31 protein-coding genes are annotated in these 26,379 nt (G+C 63.6%); 17 read left to right on the top strand and 14 right to left on the bottom strand.

Translation table 11 applies throughout. The features are described from left to right. Positions 1 to 8: 8 nt before the first annotated feature. The gene (locus FHS84_RS13495; RefSeq protein ID WP_166935128.1) at positions 9 to 836 is read right to left on the bottom strand and encodes an HlyD family secretion protein; all 828 of its coding nucleotides are present in this window, start codon (positions 834 to 836) and stop codon (positions 9 to 11) included. After that, positions 833 to 1,486, bottom strand: coding sequence for a TetR/AcrR family transcriptional regulator (locus FHS84_RS13500; protein WP_166935130.1), 654 nt, complete (start codon positions 1,484 to 1,486; stop codon positions 833 to 835). Before FHS84_RS13500 ends, FHS84_RS13495 begins: the two co-directional genes overlap by 4 nt. Before the next feature lie 157 nt (positions 1,487 to 1,643). Here FHS84_RS13500 and FHS84_RS13505 point away from each other — a divergent pair, with 157 nt between their 5' ends. Further along, entirely contained in the window at positions 1,644 to 2,183 is a 540-nt protein-coding gene (locus FHS84_RS13505; RefSeq protein ID WP_166935132.1) for a CC0125/CC1285 family lipoprotein, read from the top strand. Here FHS84_RS13505 and FHS84_RS13510 read toward each other — a convergent pair. From FHS84_RS13510 to irrA, 3 genes are all read right to left on the bottom strand, one after another. Beyond that, complete coding sequence (locus FHS84_RS13510; RefSeq protein WP_243851016.1) at positions 2,163 to 2,333, bottom strand: sulfurtransferase TusA family protein; 171 nt, start codon at positions 2,331 to 2,333, stop codon at positions 2,163 to 2,165. The two genes, FHS84_RS13505 and FHS84_RS13510, sit on opposite strands and share 21 nt — an antisense overlap. A 44-nt stretch (positions 2,334 to 2,377) precedes the next feature. Beyond that, a complete protein-coding gene (locus FHS84_RS13515) occupies positions 2,378 to 2,896 on the bottom strand; it encodes a cysteine hydrolase family protein (RefSeq protein ID WP_166935136.1) in 519 nt (172 codons plus the stop codon). A gap of 107 nt (positions 2,897 to 3,003) precedes the next feature. Continuing rightward, positions 3,004 to 3,432 (bottom strand): iron response transcriptional regulator IrrA, encoded by a 429-nt coding sequence (gene irrA / locus FHS84_RS13520; protein ID WP_166935138.1) that lies wholly within the window; start codon positions 3,430 to 3,432, stop codon positions 3,004 to 3,006. 208 nt (positions 3,433 to 3,640) lie between these two features. On the opposite strand from irrA, the gene fabA reads away from it, so the two are divergent. The 4 genes from fabA to FHS84_RS13540 all read left to right on the top strand — a co-directional run bounded on the left by fabA (position 3,641) and on the right by FHS84_RS13540 (position 7,113). Next, entirely contained in the window at positions 3,641 to 4,180 is a 540-nt protein-coding gene (fabA, locus tag FHS84_RS13525; protein ID WP_166935425.1) for a 3-hydroxyacyl-[acyl-carrier-protein] dehydratase FabA, read from the top strand. A gap of 114 nt (positions 4,181 to 4,294) precedes the next feature. Then, positions 4,295 to 5,506 (top strand): beta-ketoacyl-ACP synthase I, encoded by a 1,212-nt coding sequence (fabB, locus tag FHS84_RS13530; RefSeq protein ID WP_166935140.1) that lies wholly within the window; start codon positions 4,295 to 4,297, stop codon positions 5,504 to 5,506. A 175-nt stretch (positions 5,507 to 5,681) separates the two neighbouring features. Further along, positions 5,682 to 6,530, top strand: a complete 849-nt coding sequence (locus FHS84_RS13535) for an SDR family oxidoreductase (RefSeq protein WP_166935142.1) — start codon at positions 5,682 to 5,684, stop codon at positions 6,528 to 6,530. After that, positions 6,511 to 7,113, top strand: coding sequence for a DUF4893 domain-containing protein (locus FHS84_RS13540; protein WP_166935144.1), 603 nt, complete (start codon positions 6,511 to 6,513; stop codon positions 7,111 to 7,113). Before FHS84_RS13535 ends, FHS84_RS13540 begins: the two co-directional genes overlap by 20 nt. 221 nt (positions 7,114 to 7,334) lie before the next feature. Here FHS84_RS13540 and carA read toward each other — a convergent pair whose 3' ends face one another. After that, complete coding sequence (gene carA / locus FHS84_RS13545) at positions 7,335 to 8,498, bottom strand: glutamine-hydrolyzing carbamoyl-phosphate synthase small subunit (protein WP_166935154.1); 1,164 nt, start codon at positions 8,496 to 8,498, stop codon at positions 7,335 to 7,337. 127 nt (positions 8,499 to 8,625) lie between these two features. On the opposite strand from carA, the gene FHS84_RS13550 reads away from it, so the two are divergent. Next, positions 8,626 to 9,090 carry a GatB/YqeY domain-containing protein gene (locus FHS84_RS13550; RefSeq protein WP_166935156.1) on the top strand — a complete coding sequence of 155 codons (465 nt, stop codon included), beginning with the start codon at positions 8,626 to 8,628 and terminating at the stop codon, positions 9,088 to 9,090. 124 nt (positions 9,091 to 9,214) lie between these two features. Then, positions 9,215 to 10,960, top strand: coding sequence for a DUF6311 domain-containing protein (locus FHS84_RS13555; protein WP_166935158.1), 1,746 nt, complete (start codon positions 9,215 to 9,217; stop codon positions 10,958 to 10,960). Positions 10,961 to 10,964: 4 nt separating this feature from the next. Here FHS84_RS13555 and FHS84_RS13560 read toward each other — a convergent pair whose 3' ends face one another. From FHS84_RS13560 to FHS84_RS13570, 3 genes are read right to left on the bottom strand one after another with little or no spacing between them, the layout of a single operon-like run. Continuing rightward, positions 10,965 to 11,519, bottom strand: coding sequence for a hypothetical protein (locus tag FHS84_RS13560; protein WP_166935160.1), 555 nt, complete (start codon positions 11,517 to 11,519; stop codon positions 10,965 to 10,967). A gap of 6 nt (positions 11,520 to 11,525) precedes the next feature. After that, on the bottom strand, positions 11,526 to 12,215 hold the full coding sequence (locus FHS84_RS13565) for a hypothetical protein (protein WP_166935162.1): 690 nt from the start codon (positions 12,213 to 12,215) through the stop codon (positions 11,526 to 11,528). Then, entirely contained in the window at positions 12,199 to 12,549 is a 351-nt protein-coding gene (locus FHS84_RS13570) for a PadR family transcriptional regulator (RefSeq protein ID WP_166935164.1), read from the bottom strand. The genes FHS84_RS13565 and FHS84_RS13570 overlap by 17 nt, the downstream gene beginning before the upstream one ends. Positions 12,550 to 12,706: 157 nt before the next feature. Here FHS84_RS13570 and FHS84_RS13575 point away from each other — a divergent pair, with 157 nt between their 5' ends. After that, entirely contained in the window at positions 12,707 to 13,225 is a 519-nt protein-coding gene (locus FHS84_RS13575) for a PAS domain-containing protein (protein ID WP_166935166.1), read from the top strand. Positions 13,226 to 13,254: 29 nt separating this feature from the next. Here FHS84_RS13575 and FHS84_RS13580 read toward each other — a convergent pair whose 3' ends face one another. Then, on the bottom strand, positions 13,255 to 14,841 hold the full coding sequence (locus FHS84_RS13580; protein ID WP_166935168.1) for an ATP-binding protein: 1,587 nt from the start codon (positions 14,839 to 14,841) through the stop codon (positions 13,255 to 13,257). A 238-nt stretch (positions 14,842 to 15,079) separates the two neighbouring features. On the opposite strand from FHS84_RS13580, the gene dnaG reads away from it, so the two are divergent. From dnaG to FHS84_RS13605, 5 genes are all read left to right on the top strand, one after another. Beyond that, positions 15,080 to 16,924, top strand: coding sequence for a DNA primase (gene dnaG / locus FHS84_RS13585; RefSeq protein WP_166935170.1), 1,845 nt, complete (start codon positions 15,080 to 15,082; stop codon positions 16,922 to 16,924). An 81-nt stretch (positions 16,925 to 17,005) separates the two neighbouring features. Then, the gene (locus FHS84_RS13590) at positions 17,006 to 17,302 is read left to right on the top strand and encodes a histone (protein ID WP_166935172.1); all 297 of its coding nucleotides are present in this window, start codon (positions 17,006 to 17,008) and stop codon (positions 17,300 to 17,302) included. Positions 17,303 to 17,801: 499 nt separating this feature from the next. After that, entirely contained in the window at positions 17,802 to 19,772 is a 1,971-nt protein-coding gene (gene rpoD / locus FHS84_RS13595) for an RNA polymerase sigma factor RpoD (protein ID WP_425061564.1), read from the top strand. 125 nt (positions 19,773 to 19,897) lie between these two features. Next, on the top strand, positions 19,898 to 20,281 hold the full coding sequence (locus tag FHS84_RS13600; protein WP_166935176.1) for a DUF6481 family protein: 384 nt from the start codon (positions 19,898 to 19,900) through the stop codon (positions 20,279 to 20,281). A 97-nt stretch (positions 20,282 to 20,378) separates the two neighbouring features. Then, on the top strand, positions 20,379 to 20,957 hold the full coding sequence (locus FHS84_RS13605; RefSeq protein ID WP_166935178.1) for a PIN domain-containing protein: 579 nt from the start codon (positions 20,379 to 20,381) through the stop codon (positions 20,955 to 20,957). Positions 20,958 to 20,969: 12 nt separating this feature from the next. Here FHS84_RS13605 and FHS84_RS13610 read toward each other — a convergent pair whose 3' ends face one another. Further along, positions 20,970 to 21,587 carry an HD domain-containing protein gene (locus FHS84_RS13610; protein WP_208393865.1) on the bottom strand — a complete coding sequence of 206 codons (618 nt, stop codon included), beginning with the start codon at positions 21,585 to 21,587 and terminating at the stop codon, positions 20,970 to 20,972. Between the two features lie 141 nt (positions 21,588 to 21,728). Here FHS84_RS13610 and FHS84_RS13615 point away from each other — a divergent pair, with 141 nt between their 5' ends. Continuing rightward, a complete protein-coding gene (locus tag FHS84_RS13615) occupies positions 21,729 to 22,061 on the top strand; it encodes a hypothetical protein (RefSeq protein WP_166935180.1) in 333 nt (110 codons plus the stop codon). Between the two features lies 1 nt (position 22,062). On the opposite strand, the gene FHS84_RS13620 is transcribed toward FHS84_RS13615, so the two are convergent. Both FHS84_RS13620 and FHS84_RS13625 read right to left on the bottom strand, forming a co-directional pair. Further along, complete coding sequence (locus FHS84_RS13620) at positions 22,063 to 22,848, bottom strand: DUF5694 domain-containing protein (protein ID WP_166935182.1); 786 nt, start codon at positions 22,846 to 22,848, stop codon at positions 22,063 to 22,065. 102 nt (positions 22,849 to 22,950) lie between these two features. Then, a complete protein-coding gene (locus tag FHS84_RS13625; RefSeq protein WP_166935184.1) occupies positions 22,951 to 23,604 on the bottom strand; it encodes a peptidylprolyl isomerase in 654 nt (217 codons plus the stop codon). Positions 23,605 to 23,782: 178 nt separating this feature from the next. Between FHS84_RS13625 and FHS84_RS13630 the strand changes: the two genes are divergently transcribed. Then, positions 23,783 to 24,022 carry a hypothetical protein gene (locus tag FHS84_RS13630; RefSeq protein ID WP_166935186.1) on the top strand — a complete coding sequence of 80 codons (240 nt, stop codon included), beginning with the start codon at positions 23,783 to 23,785 and terminating at the stop codon, positions 24,020 to 24,022. 85 nt (positions 24,023 to 24,107) lie between these two features. Further along, positions 24,108 to 24,761: a PAQR family membrane homeostasis protein TrhA gene (gene trhA, locus FHS84_RS13635; RefSeq protein WP_166935188.1), complete on the top strand. Its 654-nt coding sequence runs from the start codon at positions 24,108 to 24,110 to the stop codon at positions 24,759 to 24,761. Between the two features lie 48 nt (positions 24,762 to 24,809). Here trhA and gloB read toward each other — a convergent pair whose 3' ends face one another. Continuing rightward, positions 24,810 to 25,568 carry a hydroxyacylglutathione hydrolase gene (gene gloB, locus FHS84_RS13640; protein WP_166935190.1) on the bottom strand — a complete coding sequence of 253 codons (759 nt, stop codon included), beginning with the start codon at positions 25,566 to 25,568 and terminating at the stop codon, positions 24,810 to 24,812. 81 nt (positions 25,569 to 25,649) lie between these two features. Between gloB and FHS84_RS13645 the strand changes: the two genes are divergently transcribed. Beyond that, a complete protein-coding gene (locus FHS84_RS13645; protein ID WP_243851061.1) occupies positions 25,650 to 26,369 on the top strand; it encodes a class I SAM-dependent methyltransferase in 720 nt (239 codons plus the stop codon). The last annotated feature ends 10 nt before the right edge of the window (positions 26,370 to 26,379 follow it).

Genomic DNA, 26,379 nt, shown 5'->3' on the forward strand with positions numbered 1-26,379 from the left:
CGGGCTCCTTAAAGCGGGTCGACGTCGACCGGCTGCCCCGGATTGAGCTTCAATCCGCCTTCGGCGCGCGCTTCGACCTTGAACACGAGCTGGTTGCGGCTCTGGTTCGAGAAGATCACCGGCGGCGTGTATTCCTGGCTCGAGGCGATGAAGGCGATGGTGGCGACCAAGCCGTCGCCGCACGAATCGCAATGCACTTTCACCTTCTGGCCGAGCTTGATGCGGGCGAACTGGTTCTCCGGCACGAAGAAGCGGACATAGACGTTGTCCGGCGGCAGCACCGAGACCACCGTGGTCATCGCGGGCGCGTATTCGCCTTGGCGGAAGTAAACGTCCTGCACCCGACCGGTGGTTAGGGACACGACCTGGCGCTGGGAAAGTTGATAGGCGGCACTGGACAGCGTGGCTTTGGCTTGCGCTTCCTGCGCATCGATCGCCGCCACTTGCGCCACTGCGGCGTCGTAAGCCGATTTGGCCTGATCGTAGGCCTGTTTCGAGGTCGCCACGCTTTGCATCAAACCCTTCTGGCGATCGAGCTGGCGCTTGGCGAGATCGAGGCTTGCTTCGGCAGATGCGCGCTGGCTTTGCGCCTGGGCAATCTGCGCCAAAGCCTGATCGCGCGATGCGGTCTGGCTGGTGTTGTCGAGCACGAACAACAAGTCGCCCTTCTTGACCCAGTCGCCGCGCTTGACTTTGACGTCGGTGACCCAGCCCGCGAGCGGGGCGGCGACGAAGGCGGTATCGCCCTCGGCATAGCCGAGCCATTGGCCCTGATGCGGCTTCTCGCAGCCGGCGAGAACCAGAAGGAGCGCAAGTCCGAGCGGCTTGAGGTTCATGAGGCAGATCCTTCGGGGGCAAGACCCTTGAAGAACACGTCGCAATGGGTGGCGAGAAAGGCATCGTAGTCGAAGGCGCGATCCGACGTCTTCTCGAACGTGGTGCGCCAGACCAGGCACATCAGGATCGGCGCCATCGCCAGCTTGGCGACAAGCTCCGCCGGCAGGTCGCGGATTTCGCCGCGGGCAATCGCCCTGGTGAAGACGCCCGACATCATGCCGGTCGCCTTTTCGATCACCTCTTCGCGCCAGAACCGCGCCAATTCGGGGAAATTGCCGGCTTCGCCGATGATGATCTTGGGCAGGACGGCGACGTCGCTGTTCAGCACCAGGCCCATGAAACCGGCGTAGAAGTGGCGGAGGAAGTCGAACACCGTGCCTTCGAATTTTTCGGCCTGTTCGGTGGCGAAGAGCAGGCTCCGGCTGACATGTTCGCGCGCCAGCGACTTGAACACCTCTTCCTTCGACGGGAAGTAGAGATAGATCGTGCCTTTGGTGACACCGGCGCGGGCGGCGATGTCTTCCATGCGGGCGGCGGCGAATCCTTTCTCGGCAAACACGGCGAGCGCGGACTCGAGGATTTCTCCGGGGCGGGCCTGCTTGCGGCGCTGCCAGCTGCGGAGATGGCGTTGGGGGGCATGTGTGTCCATGGCCTGCAATATAAATTACTGACCGGTCAGTTAGCAAGTGGCGGATTGCCACGCATCCCACGGAAATCCGGAAAAATGGGCAAAGATTCAGGAACGAAAGTTCCCTCAAAGGGTTAAGATGGGCCGAGGGAGTCAAAATACGCCTCGGGAGGCGAGAATGGCGAAGTTTGCAAAGGTATCGGTCGCGCTTGGTGCCATCCTGCTGCTGGCCGCCTGCCAGACACCGGCGACCTATCAGCCGCGCACGCCGGGCTCGAACACCGGCTATACCGACGAGCAGCTCGCCCACAATCGCTGGCGCGTGACCTTCACTGGCAATTCGGCGACCCGGCGCGAAACGGTGGAGAGCTATCTCCTCCTGCGTGCCGCCGAGGTGTCGCTCAAGTCGGGCTATCGCTGGTTCGTGTTCGATACCCGCGATACCGAAGCCCAGACCACCTATCAAAGCGATTTCGTCGGCTGGCCGGGCTGGCGCGGCCGCGGCTGGTATTGGCACAGTTGGCCGTATGGCCCCGGCTGGGGCGCTGGCGGCGGCATGGAAACCAGCCGCCCGATCACCTCGTATGAGGCCTATGCGGAAATCGTGCTCCTCACCGACGATCAGGCCAAGAACGAGCCGCGGGCGATGAATGCGCAGGACGTGCTCGATCACATCGGACCGATGGCGCATCCGCCATCAATTCCGGCGCACCAGTAATCGCACGCCGTCGCCGTTGCGCTGGGTTTCGATCACCTCGAAGCCCTCGCGGCGGCACATGTGCGGAATATCGATATAGGCCAGCGGATCGTCGGCGATCACTTCGAGAATCGTTCCGGACGGCTCCCGGCGCAGGGCCCGCTTGGTCATGAGTGCCGGCAGCGGACATTTAAGCCCGGTAAGATCGAGGCTTTTCACCCGAACGCGATCTCGCTGGCCTGTTTCAGCCGGGCGTAGCGGCCGTTCCAGATGTGCTCGGTGTGGGCGATGATGGTGGCGGCGGGCAGGATTTCGCTGTCGAAGGTCGTATGCGCGTCGGCTGCGATGGTGACGCGATAACCGCGTTCGAACGCCGATCGCACCGTGGCGTCGACGCAGTATTCGGTCTGCATGCCGCAGATCACCAGCGCATCGATATCGGCCGCCTTCAGTTTGGCATCGAGATCGGTGTCGTAGAAGCCGCTGTTGCGGCGCTTGATCGTGACGGGATCGCCGGGCTTTGGTGCCACCGCGGGATGGAAGGCGAAGCCGGGACTGTTCTTGTCGAACGCATCGCCCGGTCCGCCGTCATGCTGGACGAAGAACACCGGCACCTTGGCGGCGCGCGCCCGCGCGATCAGATCGGCAATCGTGGTTACAACTGTGTCGCCGCGAAACGGCTCTTCCGCGCCGAACATGGCTTGCTGCACGTCGATGATCATCAAGGCGAGCATAGAAAAACCCTCCGCGCGGGGCGGAGGGTTGTCCGAAATGGGACGCTTTCGCAAGCGGCAAAACGCCCGGAAAGGTTCCGCGCGTAAAGCACTGACGGGAAGCCCTGTCAGTTCCGCTTGAGACGCACAACCACGTCGACGCGGCTCACCTGGGTGCCTTCGGGCGCGTCGGGCAGCTTGGAGACGGCGATCTCTTCCGAGCCCGGAATGTCCGACAGCATGCCGTCATCTTCGTAGTAGAAGTGCTGGTGCTCGGTGACATTGGTATCGAAATAGGAACGCGTCGCATCCACCATGACTTGGCGCAGGAGACCGGCGTTGGTGAACTGGTGCAGCGTGTTGTAGACGGTCGCCAACGACACGCGAATGCCGCGATTGACGGCTTCGGCGTGCAGGGTTTCGGCGGTGAGGTGCCGATGTCCGTCGTGGAACAACAGGTCGGCCAGTTCATTGCGCTGCCGGGTCGGGCGCAGGCCCGCGGCTCGCAAGCGCGTTACGGCAGATTCGTTCGTCGCATCACGCAATCTTTTACGCATAAGGACTTCCTTTTGACTGACCGGACCGTACGGTCCTCTTACGTCTTCGATTCTTTCTCGCCTTTCCGCACGGTCCGGGCTATGACCGGGATGTCGCTCGTCAAGGGCATTCTTGAGAGCATAGTACGCTAGTCGTTAGAATAGTTCTAACGTAGAAATCGTCGCAGGTGCCCACACGTAGGGAACTGGACATAAGCTGTTGAGAGACATGGAAAAAGTGGATCAAAAGAGCCCCGCGCGTCGGTCGAGCTTCGATTTGGCGGGTCTGATTGCGTGTGCCAAGGGCGAACTGTTCGGCCTGGGCAATGCGCGTCTGCCGATGCCGCCGATGCTGATGTTCGATCGCATTACCAAGATCACCGACCAAGGCGGTACGCACGAGAAGGGCGAAATCGAAGCCGAGATGGAAGTGCGTCCCGATCTTTGGTTTTTCAAATGCCATTTCGAGAACGACCCGGTGATGCCCGGTTGCCTCGGTCTCGATGCGATGTGGCAGTTGGTTGGATTCTTCCTCGGCTGGGCCGGCGGCGCCGGCAAGGGCCGCGCGCTCGGTGTCGGCGAAGTGAAGTTCTCCGGCATGGTGCTGCCCACCAACAAGCTGATCAGCTACACCATCGACTTCAAGCGCGTCATCATGCGCCGCCTCGTGATGGGGATCGCCGACGGCATCATGAAGGTCGACGGCAAAGTCATCTACGAAGCCAAGGATCTGCGCGTCGGCCTGTTCCAGGAAGCCGCGCCGGCCTGAACGCTGCAAGCGGCTTGACAGTGGCATCTGCGTTATGGGCGTGCGGTCCGGTTTCCGGTGCCGCACGCACCCTGTAAAAGCGTTCCGGATTTTGCATTTGAGAGGAACACCGCCATGAGGCGTGTCGTCGTCACGGGGCTTGGGATTGTTTCGTCCATCGGCAACAACGCCGCGGAGGTCACCGAAAGTCTGCGCACCGCGCACTCGGGTCTGAGGCTGTTCGAGCCGCATCGCGACATGGGCTTCAAGGCGCAGGTCGCCGGTCCGGTGAAAGTCGACATCGAGGCGCTGATCGACCGCCGCGCCCGCCGCTTCATGGGCGACACGGCGGCCTATGCTTTCATCGCCATGGATCAGGCACTGAAGGATTCCGGTCTCGAGGAAAAGGACATCATCAACCCCAAGACCGGCCTCATCGTCGGTTCCGGCGGCCCCTCGACCAAGACACTGTTCGCCGCCGACAAGATCGCCGAAGCCACCGGCCCCAAGAAGATCGGCCCGTTCGCGGTGCCGAAGTGCATGTCGTCGACCTGCTCGGCGGTGCTGTCGACCTGGTTCAAGATCAAGGGCGTCAATTATTCGATTTCGTCGGCCTGCGCGACCAGCGCCCATTGCATCGGCAATGCCGCCGAAATGATCCAGTGGGGCAAGCAGGACGTGATGTTCGCCGGCGGTGCCGAAGAACTCGACTGGACACTTGCTGCCCTGTTCGACGCCATGGGCGCGATGTCGTCCAAGTACAACGAGACGCCGGAAAAGGCCTCGCGCGCGTTCGATAAGGATCGCGACGGCTTCGTGATCGCGGGCGGCGGCGGCGTGCTGGTGCTGGAAGAGCTCGAACACGCCAAGGCGCGCGGCGCCAAGATTTATTGCGAACTGGTCGGCTACGGCGCCACCAGCGACGGCCACGACATGGTGGCGCCCTCGGGCGAAGGCGCGATGCGCTGCATGCAGCAGGCGCTCTCGACCGTCAAAGGCCCGATCGATTACATCAACGCCCACGGCACTTCGACCTCCGTGGGCGATGCTGCCGAGATCAAGGCGGCGCGCGAGGTGTTCGGCGACAAGTTCCCGCCGATCAATTCCACCAAGTCGCTGACCGGCCATTCGCTCGGCGCGGCCGGTGCCCAGGAGGCGATCTATTCCATTCTGCAGCAGCAGGCCGGGTTCATCGCCGAAAGCGCCAATATCGCGGAAGTCGATCCCGAGTTTGCGGACGTTCCGATCGTGCGGTCCCGTGTCGACAACGCCAAGCTCGAGCGTGTTCTGTCCAACAGCTTCGGCTTTGGCGGCACCAACGCGACGCTGGTGTTCGAGCGGATTTAAGAATTTTTCACGCGCCGATGCGGAGGCGTTTAACTGACCGGGTGCCGGATTGGAAAAGATAGATTTTCCAGTCCGGTATGGTCTTTCCGTGTGTCGATATCCGGGCCCGACGGCCTCGATTAACTGCAATTTCGTCGCGTTCTAGCGCGAGGGCCGTATCTGGTAGAACTGGAAAATGACAAACGAACCCAAATTGATGGCCGGCAAGCGCGGTGTGGTGATGGGCGTGGCGAACGACCATTCCATCGCCTGGGGCATTGCCAAAGCCCTGGCCGCTCACGGCGCCGAAATCGCCTTCACCTATCAAGGCGACGCCCAGCTGAAACGCCTCAAGCCGCTGGCGGCTTCGATCGGCGCCACCATCCTGTTGCCCGCTGATGTCGAAGACGACGCCCAGCTCGACACCGCGTTCGCCGAAATCGGCAAGCAGTGGGGGGCGATCGACTTTCTCGTTCATGCCATCGCGTTTTCCGATCGCAACGAGCTCAAGGGCCGTTACGTCGATACCTCCCGCGCCAACTTCGCCAAGACGCTGAGCGTGTCGTGCTACTCCTTCACCGCCGTCGCCCAGCGCGCCGCGCGCCTGATGGCCGGCCGCGAGGGCGCGATGATCACGCTCTCCTATCTCGGCGCCAAACAGGTGATGCCGTCCTACAATGTGATGGGCGTGGCCAAGGCGGCGCTGGAAGCCTCGGTGCGTTATCTGGCGGCCGATCTCGGTGCCGACGGTATCCGGGTCAACGCCATCAGTGCCGGTCCGATCCGCACTCTGGCCGGATCCGCCGTGGGCGGCGGGCGCACCATGTTCAAGTGGATCAAAGGCCTGACCCCGCTGAAGAAGACCATCGAACTCGACCATCTCGGCGGCTCCGCTCTTTACCTTCTTTCCGGATTGTCGGCGGGGGTGACCGGCGAAGTGCATTATGTCGATGCCGGGTATAACGTGATGGGCGTGCCGCCGGCCTCGTACCTCGAACAGTGGGCGGCCGAAGGGGGCAAATCCGATGAGGGTCCGGAAGGCTGATTTCGCAGCGGCTGCAACGCTGCTGATCCTGAGCGCGGCTGCGGTTGCAGGCTGGCGCGAGGATGCATCGCCGGCCGATGCCGAGCGCCTTGGCCAGCTCACCGAAGCCCGCGCCAAGGGGCTGACGGAAGCGGCCAGCGCCAAGCCGTCCGATCTCGCCGCGATCCGGTCGATCATGCAGGCCGGGCCGGTTTCGTCGGGCCGCATCGCCGGCACTTGGAAGTGCCGCACCATGAAACTCGGCGGCGTGACCCCGGCGGTCGTCTATAGCTGGTTCACCTGCCGGATCAGCGACCGCGGCGGACGCCTGTTCTTCGAAAAGCTCGGCGGCAGCCAGCGCACCTCTGGCTGGCTTTATCCCGATGCCGGCGGGTACGTGTATCTCGGCGCCTCGTATGTTCACTACAACGGCGCCAACGAAAAGCCGCCTGCCTATTCCGGCACGGGGGCCTCTGCCGGCGCCGCGCAAACGCCCGACGACCAGATCGGCTTGTTGAGCCTCACCTATGACGGCCGCGCCCGATTGGAGCTGCCCTATCCGGTGCAGGAATCGACCTTCGACGTGATCGAACTGAAGCGCTGATCAGCTTGATATCGCAATTTGCGATTTCAAACGCGCGAACTAACCATGCTGTCATCCCTGGCCGGAGCTGCGTAGCAGCGTAGGGAAAGGGGACCCAGGTGGTGGTGCGCCTCTGATGCTGAAGTCGCGATAAATCGTATTCGTTGCCATTGCCCAGGTTCTGAGACCTGGGTCCCGATCTTCGCTCTGCCGCCTCCGCTCGTCGGGGATGACAAGCTTGACTACACCCTTGCCTTCGCCGCTTCGGCAAAGCGCACGAACAGATAGTGCGAGTCCATCGGGCCGGGCGAGGCTTCAGGGTGGTACTGCACGCTGAACACCGGCGCACCTTCGAGGCGGATGCCGCAGTTGGAGCCGTCGAACAACGACACGTGGGTCTGCTTGACGCTCGCCGGCAGGGTGTCGGCGTCCACCGTGAAACCGTGGTTCATCGACACGATCTCGACCTTGCCGGTCTCGAGGTCCTTCACCGGATGGTTGGCGCCGTGATGGCCTTGCGGCATCTTCTTGGTCTTGCCGCCGAGCGCGAGCCCCAGCATCTGATGGCCGAGGCAGATGCCGAACACCGGCAGGCCTTTGTCGATCAGGCCTTTGATCACCGGAATCGCGTATTCGCCGGTCGCCGCCGGATCGCCGGGGCCGTTCGACAGCACCACGCCGTGCGGCTCGTAGCGCAGCACGTCTTCCAGCGACGATTGCGCCGGTAGCACCGTGATATCGGCGCCGAGCCCGGCCAGCATGCGCAGGATGTTGCGCTTGACGCCGTAATCGAGCACCACGGCACGGAAGGTTGGGTTTTCCTGCTTGCCGTAGCCTTTGTTCCATTCCCACGGCGTCTCGTCCCACTTGTACATCTGGCGCGAAGTGACTTCCTTCGCCAGGTCGAGACCGACCAGACCGGGGAACGCACACGCCGCTTCGGCGAGCGCCGCCGTCTCGCCGCGCCCGACGACGCCGTGCGGCATGCCGTTTTCGCGGATGCGGCTGGTCAGCGCCCGGGTGTCGATGCCGGCGATGGCCGGGATGTTGTGCTTCTTGAGCCAAGCATCGAGGCTCATCAGGGCGCGATAGTTGGATGGGTTCGCCGCATCGGCGCGCACGATCAGGCCGCGCACATGGGGCGTGCCGTATTCGATATCCTCGTGATTGGCGCCGACGATACCGATATGGGGGAAGGTGAAACAGACGATCTGCCCGGCATAGGAGGGGTCCGACAGGATCTCCTGGTAGCCGGTCATCGCGGTGTTGAAGCAGACCTCGCCGACCGCCTCGCCCGCGGCGCCGAAGCCATAGCCTTCGAACACGGTACCGTCGGCCAGAACCAGTTTCGCGCGCGGAAATGGAGCCTCCGCAAGGGCGGAGGGGGCGGAAAGAGTGTCGGTCATGGGATGCCTCGAATTTCCCGGAAAATAGGGAGGGGGGCGGGCGTGGTCAACCCCGGAGAATTTGCGGCGATTCAAGGCTTTCGCCGCTAGGGCGCCTGTCCTAGAATCCCGCAAAAGGAGACAAGCCATGGGTTTGCGCGATCAATTGAACACGGCCGTCAAAGAGGCGATGAAAGCGCGCGACCAGAAGCGTTTGGGCACGCTCAGGCTCATCCAGGCCAACATCAAGGACAAGGACATCGCCGGCCGCACCGAGGAAAGCCGCGAAGGCATTTCCGACGACGAGATCCTCGCCCTGTTCGGCAAGCTCATCAAATCCAGAGAAGACTCGATCGCGCTCTATGAAAAGGGCGGCCGCCCGGAACTGGCGCAGGCGGAAAAAGACGAGATCGCGATCCTGCACGAATTCATGCCGCGCCAGCTCGACGAGACCGAGACCAAAGCCGCGATTGCCGCCGTGGTGGCCGAGACCGGTGCCGCCTCGCTGAAAGACATGGGCAAGGTCATGGCGGCGCTGAAAGAGCGCTACACCGGCACGATGGATTTCGGCAAAGCCGGCGCGATGGTCAAAGCGCAGCTCGGCGGGAAATAACGGGTTTCGGCGGCGGTGGGCTCGTCGCGGCTCAGCGAAGCCCGATCCGTTGCGGCGTAGCCGAAGGCAAAGCCGGATTGACAAGACCGGCGCGCCGGTCCTGCCGGCAAATGAGGGGGTGCTGGTGCGCACAAATTGGAAAGCCGCTTTGCGGCCGGTGGTGGCGTTCGCGTTCTACACGCTTGCCGCGCTGATCTTGTTTCAGCCGTGGCTCGTCCAGTTCGGGTCGGTGCTGATTGGCTCGCCCGAGAACAATCTGCAGGATTTCTGGAACGTCTGGCACGCCGCCCACACCGGTCTCGGCGATTTCTTTCATACCGACGCGTTGCGCTTTCCCGGCGGCACGTCGCTGCTGTTTCATTCCTTCTCTTACCCCCATGTCGCGGCTGTAGCAGGGCTGGCGCAATGGCTGGGGAACGACCGCGAAACCCTGATCGTGCTCAACAATGCGGCGCTGCTGGCGAGCTTCCCGCTGGCGGGCCTCAGTGCCTTTTATCTGGTGCGCCGCTTCGTGCCGCATGACTGGGCGGCGCTGATCGGCGGCTTCCTCTTCGCCTTCAGCCCCTGGCATGTGGCTCAGCTCGGCCATCACGCCCACGTCACGCATATCGAATTCGTGCCGCTGTTCGTGCTCGCCTACCTCAATGCGGTCGACCGCAAGAGCACGCGCTGGCTGATCGTTGCTGCTGTGTCGGGCGCATTGGCGGCGCTCAGCTGCTGGTATTATCTGTTTTACGGCCTCTATTTTGTCCTCTTCCACACCGCTTATGTGCGCTGGCACGACAAGCAGCGCCTCGCCGGCTGGCAGATCAGGGCGCCACTTCTGACCGTCGCCGGCATGGGGCTCCTGGTTTCGCCCCTGATCGTGCCGATGCTGCTGTCGTCGGGCGGGGTCGAGCATCCCGGCGGCACCGATGCCTTTGTCGCCGATGTGGAAGCCTTCGTCGCCTTCCCGCCGAGCCACGTCTTTGCCGCCTGGTCGGCGCCGTTCTGGACCCGGCTACAGACTTGGACCAGCAACAACACCTTCGAGGGTGCGGCCTATCTCGGTCTCGTCAATATCGCGGTGATGGCCCTGCTGTGGCGGCGCCGGAAGACCGACCGGCTGGCGAATTACGTGTTCTGGGCGATGGCGGTGTTCGCGGTTCTGGCGATGGGCGACTGCATTCACGCGTTCGGCTACGACACTCTGATCCCGATCCCCGGCATCGTGCCGAACCATCTGCCGTTCTTCAGCCAAGTGCGCACGCCGGGCCGTGCCATGGTGATCGTCTATCTGTTCCTCAGTGTCGGCGTCGCTTACGGGCTGGCGCTGCTGGCGGAGAAATGGCGCACCAAGCCATGGGGCAAGGCGGCGCTGGCGGGTGTTGTTGTGTTGATCGTCGCCGATTTCGCGCCGGTCCATTTCGATTTTACCGACGCGCGCTGTCCGCAGGGACTTGCGGTCATCGCCGCCGATCGCGAAGCGGGCTTCGGCGTTCTCAATCTGCCGATCGAGACCGCCGGCGATGTCGCCATGTTCCAGCAGACCTGTCACGGCAAGCCGGTGGTGGTGGCGGCGATCTCGCGTCAGATCCGTCCGCCGCTGACCGATACGCTCGACCGCCGTAATCTCGCCGTCCAGCGGGCACAACTCATCGCGGCGCATGTGAAGTACCTCGTGGTGGACGAGCGGGCCGATTGGGAACCCGATCGCAATCCGCCCAAATACGCGCTGAGGCGATGGGCGGTGCGCACGTTCCCGGCGCTCGCCAAGGTCAAAGGCATCGGCCTGCCGCCGTACAAGGCGCCGATTCCGAAGTCTGCGTATGAAACCCGGTTCCCGGTGCTTTACCGCGACGGCGGCCTGACGGTTCTCAAGGTGCAATAGCCGGTTACCACAGGCCTTTGCCGAACAGTATTTCGTGGATGCAGTCGGTCCCGGTGGCTTTGGCGGCGAGGCACGGATCGGCAGTATTGCGTTCGCGGGCGCGGATATCGCTGTTGCGCAAACCCTTCCATTCGGGACCCGGCAGCTTCACATATTTCGGCAGTCCGTCTTTCATCGCGACGTAGCGCCCGTCCGCCAGTTTCAGGCATTTTTCCCGTTCGTCGCGGGAGAGATTGCGCAGATTCTCCGGCGCACAGGCGAACAGCGGCAATCCCAGCGCTGGAGCCGACGCGGGCGGAACCGCGGTGGCAAAAGGAAGCTTGAGATCGCTCGGCACGGTAACGGTGGCTGCGCCGTTGCGCAGTTCGCCTTTGATCGGCGCGGTCGACGTTTTCGGCTGCGGCAGCGGCGGCAAAACCACCATGGTTTCGCGCGGCGTTTCGCCAATCCACTGCCGCACACCGGGAGCCAGATTGACGTATAGGAGGCCCAAGATCACCGGCACGTGCAGCGCCGCGACCAGGACGGCGCCGGTCAGCCGTTGAGAAATCGCGCGCATACGGCTTCAGGCGGTCGCCCGGATCTGGCGGCGCAGCAGCACAAAGGCAGCGAGCACCACCGTCATGGTCAGGCCGAAGCGGGCGAAATTTTCCCACAAGGTGGCGCTTTGGGCACCCCAACCCAAACCGATCTCGCCGAGCTTGCCGTGGCGGGGCAGGCGCACCACGAACACCGTGAAGGCGCTGAACAAGGCGGTGAAGCAAACGGCGAACAGCGGCCAGCGCCACGGCGCCCGCTGGTTGACCGCCACTACGGTGAGAAACACCGCCGCGAGCGGACCGGCCGCCAGATTGGCGAGCGTGCCCCACGTCGTCGCGAACTGATGCAGCCATTCCGGCGGCGCGGGGTGATAGCCCGGCAGCATCGCCCACACGGCCAGCATCATCAGACCTTCGCCGGCCAGCAAGAGAACGACGAGCGCCGGCGGAATGACGCCGAATACCAGCCACGGTGCCCGCGCCGCCAGCGAACGGAATTCGCGCCGGTCGGCCATCGCCTCGATCAGTTCGTCGTCGGAGCCGAGCAGAGCGCGGGCGCGCAGCATCGCATCTTCGCCGTCATAGCCGCGCTCCTTCTGCAGGGTCAAGAGATCGTCGAGGTGTTCCTCGAGTTCGCGCCTATAGCGGCGGACATGGCGCGGCGCCACGCCGGTTCTGAGCAGGCGCTCCGTCAGTGTGTCAAACGGCCGGGACATGCTGGCCTCCATTCAGAACCGCGCGGATGGCGGCCGCCAGCGTGCTCCAGTCGCCGGCCAGGACTTCGAAACGCTTCAGGCCTTTCGGGGTCACCGTGTAATAGACGCGGCTGCGGCCGCCGACGGTTTTGCGCCGCGATTTGAGGGCGCCGTCCTTTTCCAGCGCGTGCAGCACCGGATAGATCACGCCTTCGCCGACGCTGAGCACCTCGCCGCTCTGCTCGCGGATCGCCTGGACGATTTCGTAACCATACATTTCGCGGTCCCGCAAAAGACGCAGCACCACCAGCTCGGGCACGCCGGCCATGAAATTGGGATTGCCGGGCAAGGGCATCAGCCTCCATATCGCCCGACGTCTATACCTTGGACCGCGAGGTATGTCGCGTGAAAATGCCGTCATGCGGAGGTTTGGGACTGTACCGGTCCCATTCCAGCTGTTCTGGCCATCACGAATTGGTATAACTCGTGTTACTCGTTGAAAGGTTGGGGCGATGAGTTCTTCCGGCAAAGCGCACCAATGTGGCGGATCAGAGCCGCAATTCGAGATCATCGATTTCGGTCAGCTGCGTCTGCAGCCGGTACTCGAGGGTTTCCGCTATTGGAATGCGTTGCGCGGCGATCGGCCATATCCGGCCCGTTCGGAGATCTCGCCACGCAGCATCGCTCCGCTGCTCGCCAATGCAATCGTTATACGGGTGTTGAGCGGCGGAGAGGATTTTGAAATCGCCATTGCCGGCGATGAGGTGGTGCGATCGTATCGGATTAACATTCTCCATCGGCGTCTCAGCGAGATCGCAGTTGATTTGCCAATCGTCTGCGCCTGGTGGGGCAGTGTGTACCGAAGGATTGCGCAGTGCGGCCAACCTTGCGCGGTAAAGTTCAGCTCAGGGCTCGACAGCGAGATGAAGTTCGCCAACGCTGAAACCGCACTCCTGCCGCTAGGCCCGGCAGGAGGACCTGTCGACCACATCATCGGCTTCACCAAGCGCCATTTCGTTGCGCTTGGCTGACGCAGTCAGCTTGCTACTCGGCTGCGCACTTACGATGTGGCTGCTTGTTCCGTTACGGGGACCGTAAAGACGAACGTCGCGCCGGGATTGCCGGGCTCGTGCCACAGCTTGCCGCCCTGGGCTTCGACGATCTTGCGGCACAGCGACAGGCCCACCCCCATGCCGCCTTCCTTGGTGGTGTGGAAGGGCTGGAACAGATGCGCGGCGATGTCGGGATCGAGGCCGGGGCCGGTGTCGGCGACCGCGAGCTTCACCATGTCGCCTTCGGCGGTGACGCTGATGGTGACGCGGCGCGTGGCGCTGTCGCCCATCGCTTCGACCGCATTGCGCAGCAGATTGAACAGCACCTGCTGGATCTGCACCTTGTCGATCTGGACCTTGGGCAGCCCGGTATCAGCCTTGAGATACATCGCGACGTCGTCGTGGCGCGCCGTCATGCGGGCGAGTTCCAGCACTTCGCGGCAGACCAGTTCGGCGTCCTCGGCGGTGCGCTCGCTCTTGCCTTGGCCGACGAAGCCGCGGATGCGCTGGATGATGTCCTTGGTGCGGACGAACTGGGCTTCGGCCTTGGTGATGGCGCTGAGTGCCTGGGCCGGATCGCGATCCATGAGCCTTTCGGCGGCATGCAGATAATTGGACGCGGCGGCGAGCGGCTGATTCAGTTCGTGCGCCAGCGCCGACGCCATGGCGCCGAGATCGTTGAGGCGGGCCACCCGCACCAGTTCCGAACGCAGCGATTCCAGGCGTTCCTTGGCTTGATGGCGTTCGGTGACGTCGCGCACCACACCGGTGACCCGAACCGGGGTTCCGTCGCCGTCCGTCACCATCCGGCCGCGCAATTCGAGGCGACGGCTGCCGTCGGCCGAGCGATATTCTTCGTCGCGGCTGAGCCCGGTTTCGAACAGCCAGGCAGCGGCTTCGCGGTCGTCCGGATGAATTCCGGCCAACAGGTCGTCGCGGCCGAACGGAGCGTCCGGATCGGCGCCGAACATGATTTTCGCGGCCGGCGTGGCAATCAGTTCGCAGGTGCCGAGATTGAGTTCCCAGGCACCGAGTCCGCCGGCGTCGAGCGCCATCGCCAGGCGATGCTCGCTTTCGACCAGCGACTGGCGCAGCTGGGCTGCTGCGATCGCCGCGGAGGTGGAGCGGCCAAGCGCTTCGATCAGCGCCAGTTCGTCGTCGGAGAATTCGCGGGTTTCGGCCCAATAGGTGCCGATGGCGGCGATCGGCTTGGTGGTCTTGACCGGCACCATGACCAGCGATTTCACGAAGGTCGGCCGGTAGGCGTCGTGCGGAATGCGCGGATCGAGATAGATATCGGGAATAACCGCAGATTGGTCGTTCAGCATGCACCAGCCTGAGATGCAGGCGGTCAGCGGGAACCGCTTGCCCTTCCACAGCGGCCCGATCGCGAGTTCTTCGACATAGTGGCAGCACTCGCCGTCGCGCAGCACGAAACAGATGCCGTCAGCGCCCGAAATGTCGCGGGCGGTGCTGCGAACAATTGCGATGACATCGGCGAGATCGTTGGCTGTGGCAAGCTGTTCGATGGCCCTGACCAGGGCCTGCCAGCCGTGTTGCGGCACGGTCGGGTTTTTCAGCATTGCCAATGCCATGGGCCCCAATATCCCTTGAGAAAATCCCCCAGACCGAACCCGGTCCGTGGCGGAACAAACGGCCGCTTCCCTGAGTGCAAGATACGTTACTTGGAAGCATTTAACAATTGCGGAATAGACACTTCGCGCGTACTGGATTTCGGCTGTTGCCGGCGTGCCCGAGGTCGCCACCGCCTGTTAACAGGATTCCGTAGACAACAGGCACGCCAGGGGTGTTGAACCCTGTCAGAATAGGTCCATGCGCTACGGTCCCAACCTCCTCGAAGAAATCCTCCGCCGGACGGACATCGTCCAGCTGGTGGGTCGGCGCGTGAAACTCACTCGCAAGGGGCAGGCATTCTGGGGCTGCTGTCCGTTCCATGGCGAGAAGACTGCGTCCTTCAAGGTCGAAAACGCCCGCCGGACCTTCCATTGCTTCGGCTGCGGCAAAGGTGGCGACGCGTTCAAATGGCTGATGGAAACCGAAGGCGTGTCGTTTCCCGAGGCGGTCGAACGGCTGGCCGGCGAGGCGGGCGTGGAACTGCCGAAATGGAGCCCGGAAGACGAGGCGCGTGAGGAGAAGAAGAAATCCCTCTACGACGTCATCGAGGCCGCCGCGAAATTCTTCGAAGAACAGCTCGCCGCTCCCACCGGCAAGGTCGCGCGCGAATACCTGAAAGGCCGGGCGCTCGACGGCGATGCCGCCAAAAAGTTCCGTCTCGGCTATGCCCCGGCAGCGGGCTCGGCGCTGATTGCCCATCTCACCGGCCTCAATGTCACCATGGACGACATGATCGCGGCCGGTCTTGCCCGTCCTGCCGACGAACATCACGGCGTGCGCGATTTCTTTTTCAACCGGCTGATGTTCCCGATCTCGGACGGCCGCGGCCGGGTGGTGGCTTTCGGCGGCCGCGGGCTGACGGCCGATGCCAAGCCGAAATACATCAACACCGGCGAGACCGAGTTCTTCTCCAAAGGACGCCTGCTCTACAATTTCCATCTGGCGCGGCCGGCAGCGATCAAGGCCCAGACCATCATCGTCTGCGAAGGCTATATGGACGTAATCGCCCTCGTCCGGGCCGGGTTCGAGGCGGCCGTCGCCCCGCTCGGCACCGCCCTGACCGAGGACCAGCTGCAGCTGTTGTGGAAAGTGGCGCCGGAACCGGTCTGCGCCTTCGACGGCGATGCGGCGGGCAAGAAAGCGGCGCTCCGGGCGGCCCATCTCGCATTGCCGCATCTGAAGGCCGGCCACTCGTTGCGCTTTGCCTTCATTCCCGGCGACGAAGACCCCGACAGCCTGATCCGCGCTCTCGGACCGGGGGCGATGCAGAAGGTGCTCGACGCCGCCGAGCCGCTCGCCGACGTGTTGTGGAAGAGCGAGACCGAAGGCAAAGACCTCTCCACCCCGGAGCGGCGGGCAGGCCTGGAACAAGCGCTGGGCGAGCTGGTCGGCAAGATCACCGACGCCAAGGTGGCCGAATACTATCGGCGCGATTTCGACAGCCGCGTCTTCGATGCCTTCAAGCGCCGGCCCAAGCGCGAAGCGACGGGACGTCCGTGGACGCCTCGCGCCGGACGCGAAGGAAAGGGCAATTTTGGCGGCAAAGGGCGTTTCGCGCCGCAACCGGAGGGGGTGTCCGAGGCGGTCAAAGCCAGCCTGATCGCGCGCGGCGGCCCGCTTAAGGTGAAGGAAAGTGAAATTCTGCGGCTGGTCCTTAACGAACCGGAACTTGCCGCCAGACACGCAGAAATGCTTGCGGCGCTGCCGTTTTCGGACCTCGTCCTTGACAGATTGCGGGCGGAACTTCTAAACGTCGCCGCTTCCGGCTCCAGGCTTGAAAAACAGGGGTTGGAGAACCATCTGATCCGTCGAGGTATGGCCGACATCGTGGCGCGTCTGAAGGCGCCGACGCAACAGATGGGTGAGGGGACCGCTTCAGGCGAGGATGCCGATGCCCGCTTCCTGCGTGCCGCACACCAGCTACGCGATATGGCAGAACTCGGTCCGGAGCAAAAGGTGGCGTGGGAACGTTTCAAGCGGGAGCCGACCGAGGAGCATCAACGTGAGGCACTTCGCTTTCGACAGGACCGTTCCGGCGAATAGGGCAAGCACGTAGAATCCAAGTGTTATACATTGTGATTCTACCGGCGCGCGCGCGGCGGACCACAAAGAGGGAAACCGAACATGGCAGCGAAGAAGAAAGCGAAGAAGGCGAAAAAGGCGAAGAAAGTCGCCAAGAAAACGGCCCCCAAGGCCGCCAAGAAAGGCGCCAAAAAGGCCGCCAAGAAGGTCGCAAAGAAGCCGGCAAAAAAAGTCGTCAAAAAGGGCGCCGTGAAAAAGGCCAAAAAGGCCGTCAAAAAGACCGCACCGGCGAAGAAGAAGACCGCCAAGCGGCGCGCCAAGAAGGTCGTCGCTCCCGCTCCGGCTCCCGTCGAGTCCGAGCCGGCTCCGGCACCGGAAGGCACCCCCGAGGCCGTGTGAAAAACGGACTACGGGCAGATACCTGAAATCTCCCGCTCGCGCGCGCGACGGCTATAGTAACGGACGAAAAGTGGTAACAAAGTCGAAGAAACCGGCGAAACCTGCAAAGCCGGCCAGCAAGGCGGTCAAGCGTACGCCCGCCAAGGCGGCCAGCGCCAAGCCGGCTCCCGCAAAGGCCAAGAAGCCCGCGCCGAAGCCGACGGCAAAACCGGTCAAGGCAGCGCAAGCCGTCAAAAGCCCGGTCAAGGCCAAGCCGGCGCCCAAGGCTCCCGTCAAGGAGACCAAGGCCGCCGAGCCCAAGGCCGAGCCGAAGCTGGACGTGAAGGCCACCAAGGCCGCCGCTGCGACTGCCAAGAAGGCCGCTCCTGCGGCTGCCGCCCCGGCGCCCCAGCCCGCCGCGCCTGCCGCCAAGGCCGGCGTCAAGCCGGTGCCGGGCAAGCCGGGCGTGAAGCCGGGCGAATCCGAGACCCCCGGCGACGCCGATTCCCCGCTGCTCGACATGAGCGATGTGGGCGTGCGCAAGATGATCGCGCGCGCCAAGGCCCGCGGCTACGTCACCTACGACGAACTCAACAAGGTGATGCCGTCCGACAAGGTGTCGTCGGAGCAGATCGAAGACACCATGTCGATGCTGTCCGAGATGGGCATCAACGTCATCGAGTCCGAAGAGCAAGAAGAGGGCGCCGACGCCGAAGTTCCGGCGCTGGTCGAGAACGGCAAACAGGTCGCCACCACCAAGGAAGGCGCCACCGAAGTCTACGACCGCACCGACGATCCGGTGCGCATGTATTTGCGCGAGATGGGCTCGGTCGAGCTTTTGTCGCGCGAAGGCGAAATCGCCATCGCCAAGCGCATCGAGGCCGGCCGCGAGCTGATGATCGGCGCCTTGTGCGAAAGCCCGCTCACCTTCGAAGCCTTGACGGTTTGGCGCGACGAGCTGAACGAAGGCAAGGTGCTGCTCCGCGACATCATCGATCTCGAAGCCATGTACGGCACCGGCCCCGACGGCCAGGCCGAAGGCGCACCGCCGTTGCCGCCGATGCCGATCCCGCCGGACGAAGTGGCCGAGGTCAAGCCCGTGCCGGTGGTCGAAAAGAAGCCCGAGCCCAAGAAGGAAGACGGCGAGGAGCCGCTCGATCCCGGCGAAGCCGCGGCGAAAGCCGACGCGGAAGCGGGCGAAGACGGTTTCGACGACGAAGGCAATCTGCCTTTGTCGGCGATGGAAGCCGCGCTCAAGCCGCAGGTGCTGGCCACCCTCGAGCAGATCGCCAATCTCTACAAGAAGCTCGGCAAGCTGCAGGACGCCTCCGTCGAAGCCGCGCTGGCCGACGACGAGCTGTCGAATTCGCAGGAACGCCGCTTCAAGAAGCTGCGCAACGAGACCGTCGATCTCGTCAAGAGCCTCAAGCTCAACAACAACCGTATCGAAGCGCTGGTCGATCAGATGTACGGCATCAACCGCCGTCTGGTCAGCCTCGAAGGCCGTCTGCTCCGTCTCGCCGAAGCCCACGGCACGGCGCGCGAGGATTTCCTGCGCGAGCATTACGGCAACGAACTCGATCCCAACTGGACCCGCCGCGTCGGCCGTCTGTCGCGTCCGGGCTGGAAGGATTTCATCGCGGTCGAACGCGACAAGGTTCACGCCTTGCGCGACGACATCCAGACCCTGGCCCAGGAAATGCGCCAGTCGATCTCGGAATTCCGCCGCATCGTCCAGACGGTGCAGAAGGGCGAGCGCGAGTCGGGCGTGGCGAAGAAGGAAATGATCGAGGCGAACCTTCGTCTCGTGATCTCCATCGCCAAGAAATACACCAACCGCGGCCTGCAGTTCCTCGACCTCATTCAGGAAGGCAATATCGGCCTGATGAAGGCGGTCGATAAGTTCGAGTACCGCCGCGGCTACAAGTTCTCGACCTATGCCACCTGGTGGATCCGGCAGGCCATCACCCGCTCGATCGCGGACCAGGCCCGCACCATCCGCATCCCGGTGCACATGATCGAGACGATCAACAAGCTGGTGCGCACCTCGCGCCAGATGCTGCACGAGATCGGCCGCGAGCCGACGCCGGAAGAACTGGCCGAGCGTCTCGCCATGCCGCTCGAAAAGGTCCGCAAGGTCCTCAAGATCGCCAAGGAACCGATCAGCCTCGAAACCCCGATCGGCGACGAGGAAGATTCGCATCTCGGCGATTTCATCGAGGACAAGAACGCGGTCCTTCCGATCGATGCGGCCATCCAGGCGAATTTGCGCGAAACCACGACGCGGGTGCTGGCAACATTGACCCCGCGCGAGGAACGCGTATTGCGTATGCGTTTCGGCATCGGCATGAACACCGACCACACTCTCGAAGAGGTGGGCCAGCAGTTCAGCGTGACGCGCGAACGCATCCGTCAGATCGAGGCCAAGGCGCTTCGCAAACTGAAGCACCCCTCGCGGTCCAGAAAGCTGCGCAGCTTCCTGGACAATTGATGAGGACGACAAACGAATAACCTCTCCCGTTCCGGGGAGGTCCAATTCGCGTCAGCGAATTGGGGTGCTAGGCCGCCCGGCGGCTTCGCACGACAACCGACGAAGAAAAGGTACTTTACGACCCAATGCCGCAGTTCAATCCCAATAACTTTGCCGACCGCCTGAAAGACCGTAACGCCGCCCGCGCCGCCGAACTGGAGCGCGCCAAGAAGCGTGCGGAAGCAATGAAGGAAACCGCCGCGGCCCGCGCCGAAGAGCGCGCCCGCGTCGCCAAGGAGCGCGACGAGCGCCGCGCCGCCCGTGAAGCCGAGAAGCGGGCCGAGCAGGACCGCATCGACGCCGAAAAGCGCGCCGCCGAAGAAGAGCGTCTGCGCCTGGAGGCCGAGGCTGCCGCCGAAGCCGAGCGTCAGAAGCACGAAGAGATGGCCAAGTACGCCGAACTCCTCGCCGCCCAGAAGGCCGCCCGCGACGCCCGCTACGCCGCCCGCAAGGCCCGTCAGAAGCGTTGATCCGGACGCCCCCGCCGGTGCGTGAAAACGGTCACGCGCTGCGGTAGACTCGCGGCCTCTTGCCGGCTTCGGTGCCGGCCTGCCGCGTGGGGGCGTCATGATCCGCAGGCTGTTGCTGGTCGATTTCGAGAACATCGCCACCTTCGATCTGTCGCGGCTTGAGCCCGATGTCGATATCGTGGTGTTCGTCGGCGCCGAGCAGAAGGTGCCGCAGGCGCTTTACGATGCCGCAGCGGCGCTTGGCGACCGGGTGATCTGGCTCAAGATGGGCGGCACCGGCCACAACGCGCTCGACTTCCACATTGCCTGTTATCTCGGGCGGGTCCTCGAAATCAGCAAGAAATACGCCTGTTACGTGCTGTCGCGCGACAAGGGTTTCGACCCGCTGTTGAAATACCTGAACGGGCTCGGTCTGCCCTGTACGCGGATCGACAATCTGGCGCCGCTGGGCATCGACCTGTCGCCGCAAGACGAGCTCAATTACCGCCGCGCGGTCGAAACGCTCGGCAAGATCCCGAAGAAATCGCGTCCCCATAGCCGCCTCAGCCTGATCAAGCTGATCGCCGCAACCCAGCGTCCCAAACCCAACGCGCTGCAGATCAACGCCATCCTGGCCCGCATGCAGCGCCACAAGCTGTTTTATCTGCACGAAGACGACACCGTGTCCTACGGCTGACGCCGTCAGGGCTTATGGGGCCTTCTTCATCCAGCCGCATTTGACCGCGTCTTCGAACACCGCGTTGGCCGCGGCCCACAGGGTCGGCGAGCCCTTCTCGATCTTGTTGGTCAGCGCCCGCTCGCGTTCGATGTCGACGTCATAGGCGATCCAGCTGCCGCCGCCGACGGCGTGGTTCTGCAGGATCGGCTGCAGTCGGTCGAGCGCCTTGGCGAACTTGGCGTCCGCCGTTTGCGCCGCCTCGAACTCCTCCCAGATGGTGCGCAGCTCTTTGCTCTGATCGGCCGGCAACAGGCCGAACACGACATCGGCGGCGGCTTGTTCGCGCGCCGCTTGATCGACCGCTTCGGCGGCGAAAATCGGGGTGTCGCCGCACTCGTATTCGATGAGATCGTGCAGCACCAGCATCTGCACCACGCGGGCGATATCGACGGGAGTAACCGCGTATTCCTTCAGCACCAGCGCGAACAGCGTCAGATGCCAGGAATGCTCCGCCGAATTCTCGAACCGCGCCCCGCTGGTCACCTTGCAGGCGCGATAAACCTCTTTCAGCCGGTCCGCCGCGAGCAGGAATTTCAATTGCGCCGCCAGACGATCATCCAGCGCGCCAAGCCAAGCCTCGGATTTCATGAACGCACTCCGTTGTTTGGCGACCCGTCCTAAGCCGTCTGCCGCGCCTGCGCCAGCCCTCGACAAACTTCGCGACATTTCCGTCGTACGGCCGCGAAAATGTTCCCTTATTGTTCTTCATCATTGGTTACGGGGGATGCCATGGAAATCACCGCCGAGGCTATGATCCATTTACCCGAGGGCGAATTGTTGGAGACCTATCGTAAATCGCTCCGGCTCTACGCCGAAAAGAAGTTCGCCCGCGATACCGAGCGTGGCCGAATTGCGTGGCAGGGCGCCAGATTCTTCGTCACCTGCAAAGGCGGCGTGACCGAACGCCAAATGGCACTCGAAGCGTCTGAAGATTTCGCCAAAAGAAACCAGCAAGTCCGCGAGATGACCCTCGATCTCGATCTTCTGAAAGCGGATGTCGATGTCCTGGCGTTGGCGTTCCGTGTTCGCGGCACGGCTCCGTTTGAAAAAACGGAACAGTAAATCACTGCGGCAGGAAGTCGTTGGCTTCGACGAGGCGGTAGCCGGGCATCTCGGCGATGCATTGGCGCAAGAGGAACGCGTGTCCGGCGCCATAGAACACCACCACGCGGTCGCCCGGTTTGGCCGCTTGCACGAGATTGGCGCAGATGCGGAAGTTGCGGTCGTACCACGCTGTGAGCAGGGCGACGCCGGGCTGGTCCTTGCCGCCGCCGAAGGCCAGCATGACGCGATAGAAATCGTGATCGCGGGCGATCGCCTCGGGCTGATTGAGCAAGCGCAGCGTAGCTCCGACGCTGCCTTGCGCGAGGGTCGCGTTGATCGCCTCCATGCGCGTACTGCCTTGCGCAACGAGCGCGTCAAGGCGCGCGCCCTGGCCGTGGGCGGCGGCCCAGGCCTGCACGGCTTCGAAAGGGAATTCGCCGTCGACATCGATGCCGTGAACGGTTGCAAGCCCCGAACTGGCAGCCAGCCGGAAGCCGAGCTGCACCACCTCGTTGCGGCTCGGCGCCAAGGTCCCGGCGCGATAATCGGCATAGCGCGTTGCGGTGATCGCGGCGGGCCATTCGACCGCCACCATGGTGGGCTTGAAGCGCTCCAGCGCCTTGGTTGCCGCGGCGATCTCCGCCTGCCGCTTGGGCGCCAGCACGTCGTCGGCGGCAACGTTGTGCAGGTCGTGGCCGGGATTGCTCATATGGAACACGCCGACCACCATCACCGTCACCGGTTCTTCGGCAACGGCACAGGGCGTCAGGACGAAAAGAGCGGCAAGCGCGACGGCAAGTTTCATGGGGCCCTCCAGATCGCGGCGAGCCTAGCGCGGCGGCTGCCGCGCGCAGAAATACCGCCGGCGAAGAGCCTGCTTTCCAAATTTGAATATCTACAGACTAGCTTATTGCGGCGTGGCCGGTGCCGCCGGATCGGCTGCCGGTGCGACCGGTTCCGCCGGCGGCGTAACGGGGGCTGCGGCTGCTTCGCTGATGGTCACTTTCTTGATGACGATCGGCTTCATCGGATAGGCGGTGGGGAAGGAGCCCTTCATGCCGCCCAGCGGCACCAGGGCGATGGCGTCGAGCACCTCCTGGCCGCTCGTCACCCGGCCGAACACGGCAAACCCGGTGGTATTGGGCGCGTCGCCCGGCTTGGGGTCGAGCGCCTGCGCGTTGGTGTCGGCAAGGTTGAAGAAGAACTCGGCCTTTGCCGAGTTGGTCGGCTTCATCTCGCGCGCCATGGCGACGGTGCCGCGCTTGTTGGACAATCCGCCGGCGGTTTCGAGCGGGACCGGATTGCTGGTCGGGCGCCATTTGAGGTCGGCGCCGAACGACCCGGTCTGGATCACGTAGCCGGGCACGATCCGGTAAATGACCGTGTTGTTGTACAGGCCTTGCTTGGCGTAGCGGACGAAATTGGCCACCGTCTTGGGCGCCTTGTCCTTTTCCAACAGGACCACGACCGTTCCCATGCTGGTTTCGATTTTGGCCTGCGGCTGGGCCACGGCGGCGGTGGCGAACAGGGCGGCGGCGGCAAGAGCGGGCGCGAGGCGCATGATGGTTCCCCCATGGAAGGCGGCGTCCTTCTAGCATGGCGGGGGTGCGCGCGCGAAGCCTATGGGATGCCCCATGAATTTGGTCGCGCCATGCTTGACGGCGAGGCCGGGAAGAGCTTGATAGGCTGCCCGCTGGCGCTCCGGAACCGCGCCCGGCGACTGCAAAAGGTTCAAATTCGTGAAGAAGCAAGACCAGTACGTCTTCAAATATCCTTCCGAGGACGAGGCTTACGTCCGCCGGCTCGGCGCGGCGTTGCTCATCCATTGGGCGGAGATTCCGGAAGAGGTGCGGGCCAGGCTTCTCGCCGAAGCGGCCGTGGTCTGGGACCGCGAGTTCCATATCCCGCAGATCGGCAAGAAGCTCGAGGCCTTCATCAGGCGCCGGCCGGCCCCGCCGCCGCCGCCGCAAGAAGGTTAATCCAGGTCAATTGATGGCGGCCGCGTTTTGCGCCCCGCAATAGCCATGGAATAGTGCGAGCCTTACTGTTCCAGGAGCAGGCTCAATGAATAAGACCGTCGAACGGGTTCACCGCCTTTACACGCAGCACGAGCAGTTGGCCGACAACATCGTGCACGTGGTGGGGATCCTGTTCGCGATCAATGCCTCGCTGTGGCTGCTCTGGCATGTCACCGGCATGAGCGTGCTGGTGTCGGTGTCGATCTACTGCCTCGGCCTGATGGCGATGATCTGCTGCTCCGCCGCTTACAACATGACGCCGCATTCGCGGCCGTCGAAGATCATCCTCAGGCGGCTCGATCATTCCGCCATCTTCATCATGATCGCGGCGACCTATACGCCGTTCGCGGTCAACCGGCTGGGCGCGGTCGCCGGCCCCATCATCCTGGCGGTGGTGTGGTTCTGCGCCACCTTCGGCGTGATCATGAAACTGGTGTGGCCGCGCCGCTTCGAATGGTTGTCGCTTGGGCTCTACCTCGCCATGGGCTGGGTGATCGTGACGGTGATCCAGCCGCTGTCGCTGTCGCTGGCGCACGTCAACTTCTGGCTCCTGATGGCAGGCGGTATCGTCTATTCGGCGGGCGTGATCTTCTACGTCTGGGAGCGCATCCCCTATCACCGCGCCATCTGGCACGGCTTCGTCCTCGCCGCGGCCGTCCTGCAGTTCGGCTCGATCCTCGGCGAATTCACGCTGCGATAGCGGCGCGCTTTCCGCCGCCCGCCAACCCCGAACGCGCGCCGCCCGGCGTTAGAAGTTATCCTTGCGTCTGCGGATTTCCGCGAACACGGCGACATCGTCGGCCTTGGCCAGGCCGAGATTGGTCCGGATTTCGGCCGACCGGGTTCGCAGGAACGGATTGGTCGCCTTCTCGAGCCCGATGGTCGAGGGCACCGTGAACTTGCCTTCGGTCCGCAGCGCCTCGACCGCCTTGAAGCGTTCCTGCAGGGCGGTGTTGCCCGGCTCCAGGCTCAGGGCGAAGCGGGCATTGGTCAGCGTGTATTCGTGACCGCAATAGACCTTGGTGTCGTCCGGCAGGGCGGCAATCTTGGCGAGGCTTGCCTGCATCATCTCCGGCGGGCCTTCGAACAGGCGGCCGCAGCCCATCACGAACATCGTGTCGCCGGTGAATACGGCATCGCCGAACACATAGGCCACCGCGCCGCGGGTGTGGGCCGGGACTTCCAGCACGCCGACCGCGAGATCGCCGAAGCGCCAGCCATGCTCTTCGTCGACGCCGGTATCGATCGCCGGAATGCGGGTGCGGTCCTTCTCCGGGCCGACCACCTCGGCGCCATAAGCGGCCTTGAGGTCCCGGTTGCCACCGGAATGGTCCCAGTGGTGATGGGTGTTGAGGATGTGGGTCAGCCGGGCTCCTCTGGCCTTCAAGGCGGCGTCTATCGGCTCGACCTCGGCCGGATCGATCACGGCACACAAATCCCCGGCGCGGACGAGGTAGGCGTAATTGTCCTGAAGGCAGGGGATGACGGCGATCTCGAGTTCGGGCATGGCGATCTCCTCTGGAATGGTTCTTATCAGTCCTGCACCCCGCATTGAACCCCGAGCCGGATGGGCTTAAGCCTCGTGGCCATGCAGCTAGACGCGGGCGAGCTCTCCGATTTCTACGAGTCGGCGCTGGGGCGGGCGGCCCGGCGGCAGATCTGCCACCGTCTCAAGCTATTCTGGCCCCATTGCCGGGGCCTCAGGGTGCTGGGCTACGGCTTTGCTCCGCCGTATCTCAAATCCTGGCTCACCGAGGCCGAGCGGGTGATCGCCATGATGCCGCCGCGCACCGGGGTGACGGCCTGGCCCGCAACCCGCCAGCTCGCAGTGCTGGGCGAAGAGGATGCCCTGCCGTTCGCCGATGCGGTGTTCGATCGTATCCTGGTCGTGCATGGGCTCGAAGGTGCCGATGCGGCACGGGTTCTGTTGCGGCAGCTCTGGCGGGTCCTGGCGCCGGAAGGACGGATTCTTCTAGTGACGCCCAATCGCGCCAGTTTATGGGCCCAACTCGAAGCCTCTCCCTTCGCTTGCGGAAGGCCTTTCCATAGAAGCGAACTCGCGAGCCTTCTCACCGATACGCTGTTCGAACCGGTGCAATGGGATCGGGCTCTCTATCTGCCGCCGTTCGCGGGCCGGCGCATGGCGGGTCTTGGCGACGGATTCGAGCGGCTCGGCCGGCGTCTGTTTCCCGGCGTTGCCGGCGTACATCTGGTGGAAGCGTCGAAGTCGCTTTATGGGCGTGCGGTCCGCAAGACTCCGGCAAAAGCGAAAGCGGCATTGCGTCCGGCCGCAACTCTGCAGAGCTGATACATCATCA

Origin of the sequence: Rhizomicrobium electricum, from assembly GCF_011762045.1 — a bacterium.
GTDB classification, from domain to species: domain Bacteria; phylum Pseudomonadota; class Alphaproteobacteria; order Micropepsales; family Micropepsaceae; genus Rhizomicrobium; species Rhizomicrobium electricum.

Bases quoted from the DNA above. Each gene is read 5' to 3' on its own strand.
- irrA (WP_166935138.1), bottom strand. From the start codon at position 3,432: ATGCGTAAAAGATTGCGTGATGCGACGAACGAATCTGCCGTAACGCGC.
- fabA (WP_166935425.1), top strand. From the start codon at position 3,641: ATGGAAAAAGTGGATCAAAAGAGCCCCGCGCGTCGGTCGAGCTTCGAT.
- FHS84_RS13625 (WP_166935184.1), bottom strand. From the start codon at position 23,604: ATGCGCCTCGCGCCCGCTCTTGCCGCCGCCGCCCTGTTCGCCACCGCC.
- FHS84_RS13645 (WP_243851061.1), top strand. From the start codon at position 25,650: ATGCAGCTAGACGCGGGCGAGCTCTCCGATTTCTACGAGTCGGCGCTG.
- FHS84_RS13500 (WP_166935130.1), bottom strand. From the start codon at position 1,486: ATGGACACACATGCCCCCCAACGCCATCTCCGCAGCTGGCAGCGCCGC.
- FHS84_RS13515 (WP_166935136.1), bottom strand. From the start codon at position 2,896: ATGCTCGCCTTGATGATCATCGACGTGCAGCAAGCCATGTTCGGCGCG.
- FHS84_RS13505 (WP_166935132.1), top strand. From the start codon at position 1,644: ATGGCGAAGTTTGCAAAGGTATCGGTCGCGCTTGGTGCCATCCTGCTG.
- fabB (WP_166935140.1), top strand. From the start codon at position 4,295: ATGAGGCGTGTCGTCGTCACGGGGCTTGGGATTGTTTCGTCCATCGGC.
- FHS84_RS13615 (WP_166935180.1), top strand. From the start codon at position 21,729: ATGGAAATCACCGCCGAGGCTATGATCCATTTACCCGAGGGCGAATTG.
- FHS84_RS13560 (WP_166935160.1), bottom strand. From the start codon at position 11,519: ATGCGCGCGATTTCTCAACGGCTGACCGGCGCCGTCCTGGTCGCGGCG.
- FHS84_RS13495 (WP_166935128.1), bottom strand. From the start codon at position 836: ATGAACCTCAAGCCGCTCGGACTTGCGCTCCTTCTGGTTCTCGCCGGC.
- gloB (WP_166935190.1), bottom strand. From the start codon at position 25,568: ATGCCCGAACTCGAGATCGCCGTCATCCCCTGCCTTCAGGACAATTAC.
- FHS84_RS13550 (WP_166935156.1), top strand. From the start codon at position 8,626: ATGGGTTTGCGCGATCAATTGAACACGGCCGTCAAAGAGGCGATGAAA.
- FHS84_RS13610 (WP_208393865.1), bottom strand. From the start codon at position 21,587: ATGAAATCCGAGGCTTGGCTTGGCGCGCTGGATGATCGTCTGGCGGCG.
- FHS84_RS13565 (WP_166935162.1), bottom strand. From the start codon at position 12,215: ATGTCCCGGCCGTTTGACACACTGACGGAGCGCCTGCTCAGAACCGGC.
- FHS84_RS13535 (WP_166935142.1), top strand. From the start codon at position 5,682: ATGACAAACGAACCCAAATTGATGGCCGGCAAGCGCGGTGTGGTGATG.
- carA (WP_166935154.1), bottom strand. From the start codon at position 8,498: ATGACCGACACTCTTTCCGCCCCCTCCGCCCTTGCGGAGGCTCCATTT.
- FHS84_RS13590 (WP_166935172.1), top strand. From the start codon at position 17,006: ATGGCAGCGAAGAAGAAAGCGAAGAAGGCGAAAAAGGCGAAGAAAGTC.
- dnaG (WP_166935170.1), top strand. From the start codon at position 15,080: ATGCGCTACGGTCCCAACCTCCTCGAAGAAATCCTCCGCCGGACGGAC.
- FHS84_RS13575 (WP_166935166.1), top strand. From the start codon at position 12,707: ATGAGTTCTTCCGGCAAAGCGCACCAATGTGGCGGATCAGAGCCGCAA.
- FHS84_RS13570 (WP_166935164.1), bottom strand. From the start codon at position 12,549: ATGCCCTTGCCCGGCAATCCCAATTTCATGGCCGGCGTGCCCGAGCTG.
- FHS84_RS13600 (WP_166935176.1), top strand. From the start codon at position 19,898: ATGCCGCAGTTCAATCCCAATAACTTTGCCGACCGCCTGAAAGACCGT.
- trhA (WP_166935188.1), top strand. From the start codon at position 24,108: ATGAATAAGACCGTCGAACGGGTTCACCGCCTTTACACGCAGCACGAG.
- FHS84_RS13605 (WP_166935178.1), top strand. From the start codon at position 20,379: ATGATCCGCAGGCTGTTGCTGGTCGATTTCGAGAACATCGCCACCTTC.
- FHS84_RS13580 (WP_166935168.1), bottom strand. From the start codon at position 14,841: ATGGCATTGGCAATGCTGAAAAACCCGACCGTGCCGCAACACGGCTGG.
- FHS84_RS13620 (WP_166935182.1), bottom strand. From the start codon at position 22,848: ATGAAACTTGCCGTCGCGCTTGCCGCTCTTTTCGTCCTGACGCCCTGT.
- FHS84_RS13540 (WP_166935144.1), top strand. From the start codon at position 6,511: ATGAGGGTCCGGAAGGCTGATTTCGCAGCGGCTGCAACGCTGCTGATC.
- rpoD (WP_425061564.1), top strand. From the start codon at position 17,802: ATGAGCGATGTGGGCGTGCGCAAGATGATCGCGCGCGCCAAGGCCCGC.
- FHS84_RS13510 (WP_243851016.1), bottom strand. From the start codon at position 2,333: ATGACCAAGCGGGCCCTGCGCCGGGAGCCGTCCGGAACGATTCTCGAA.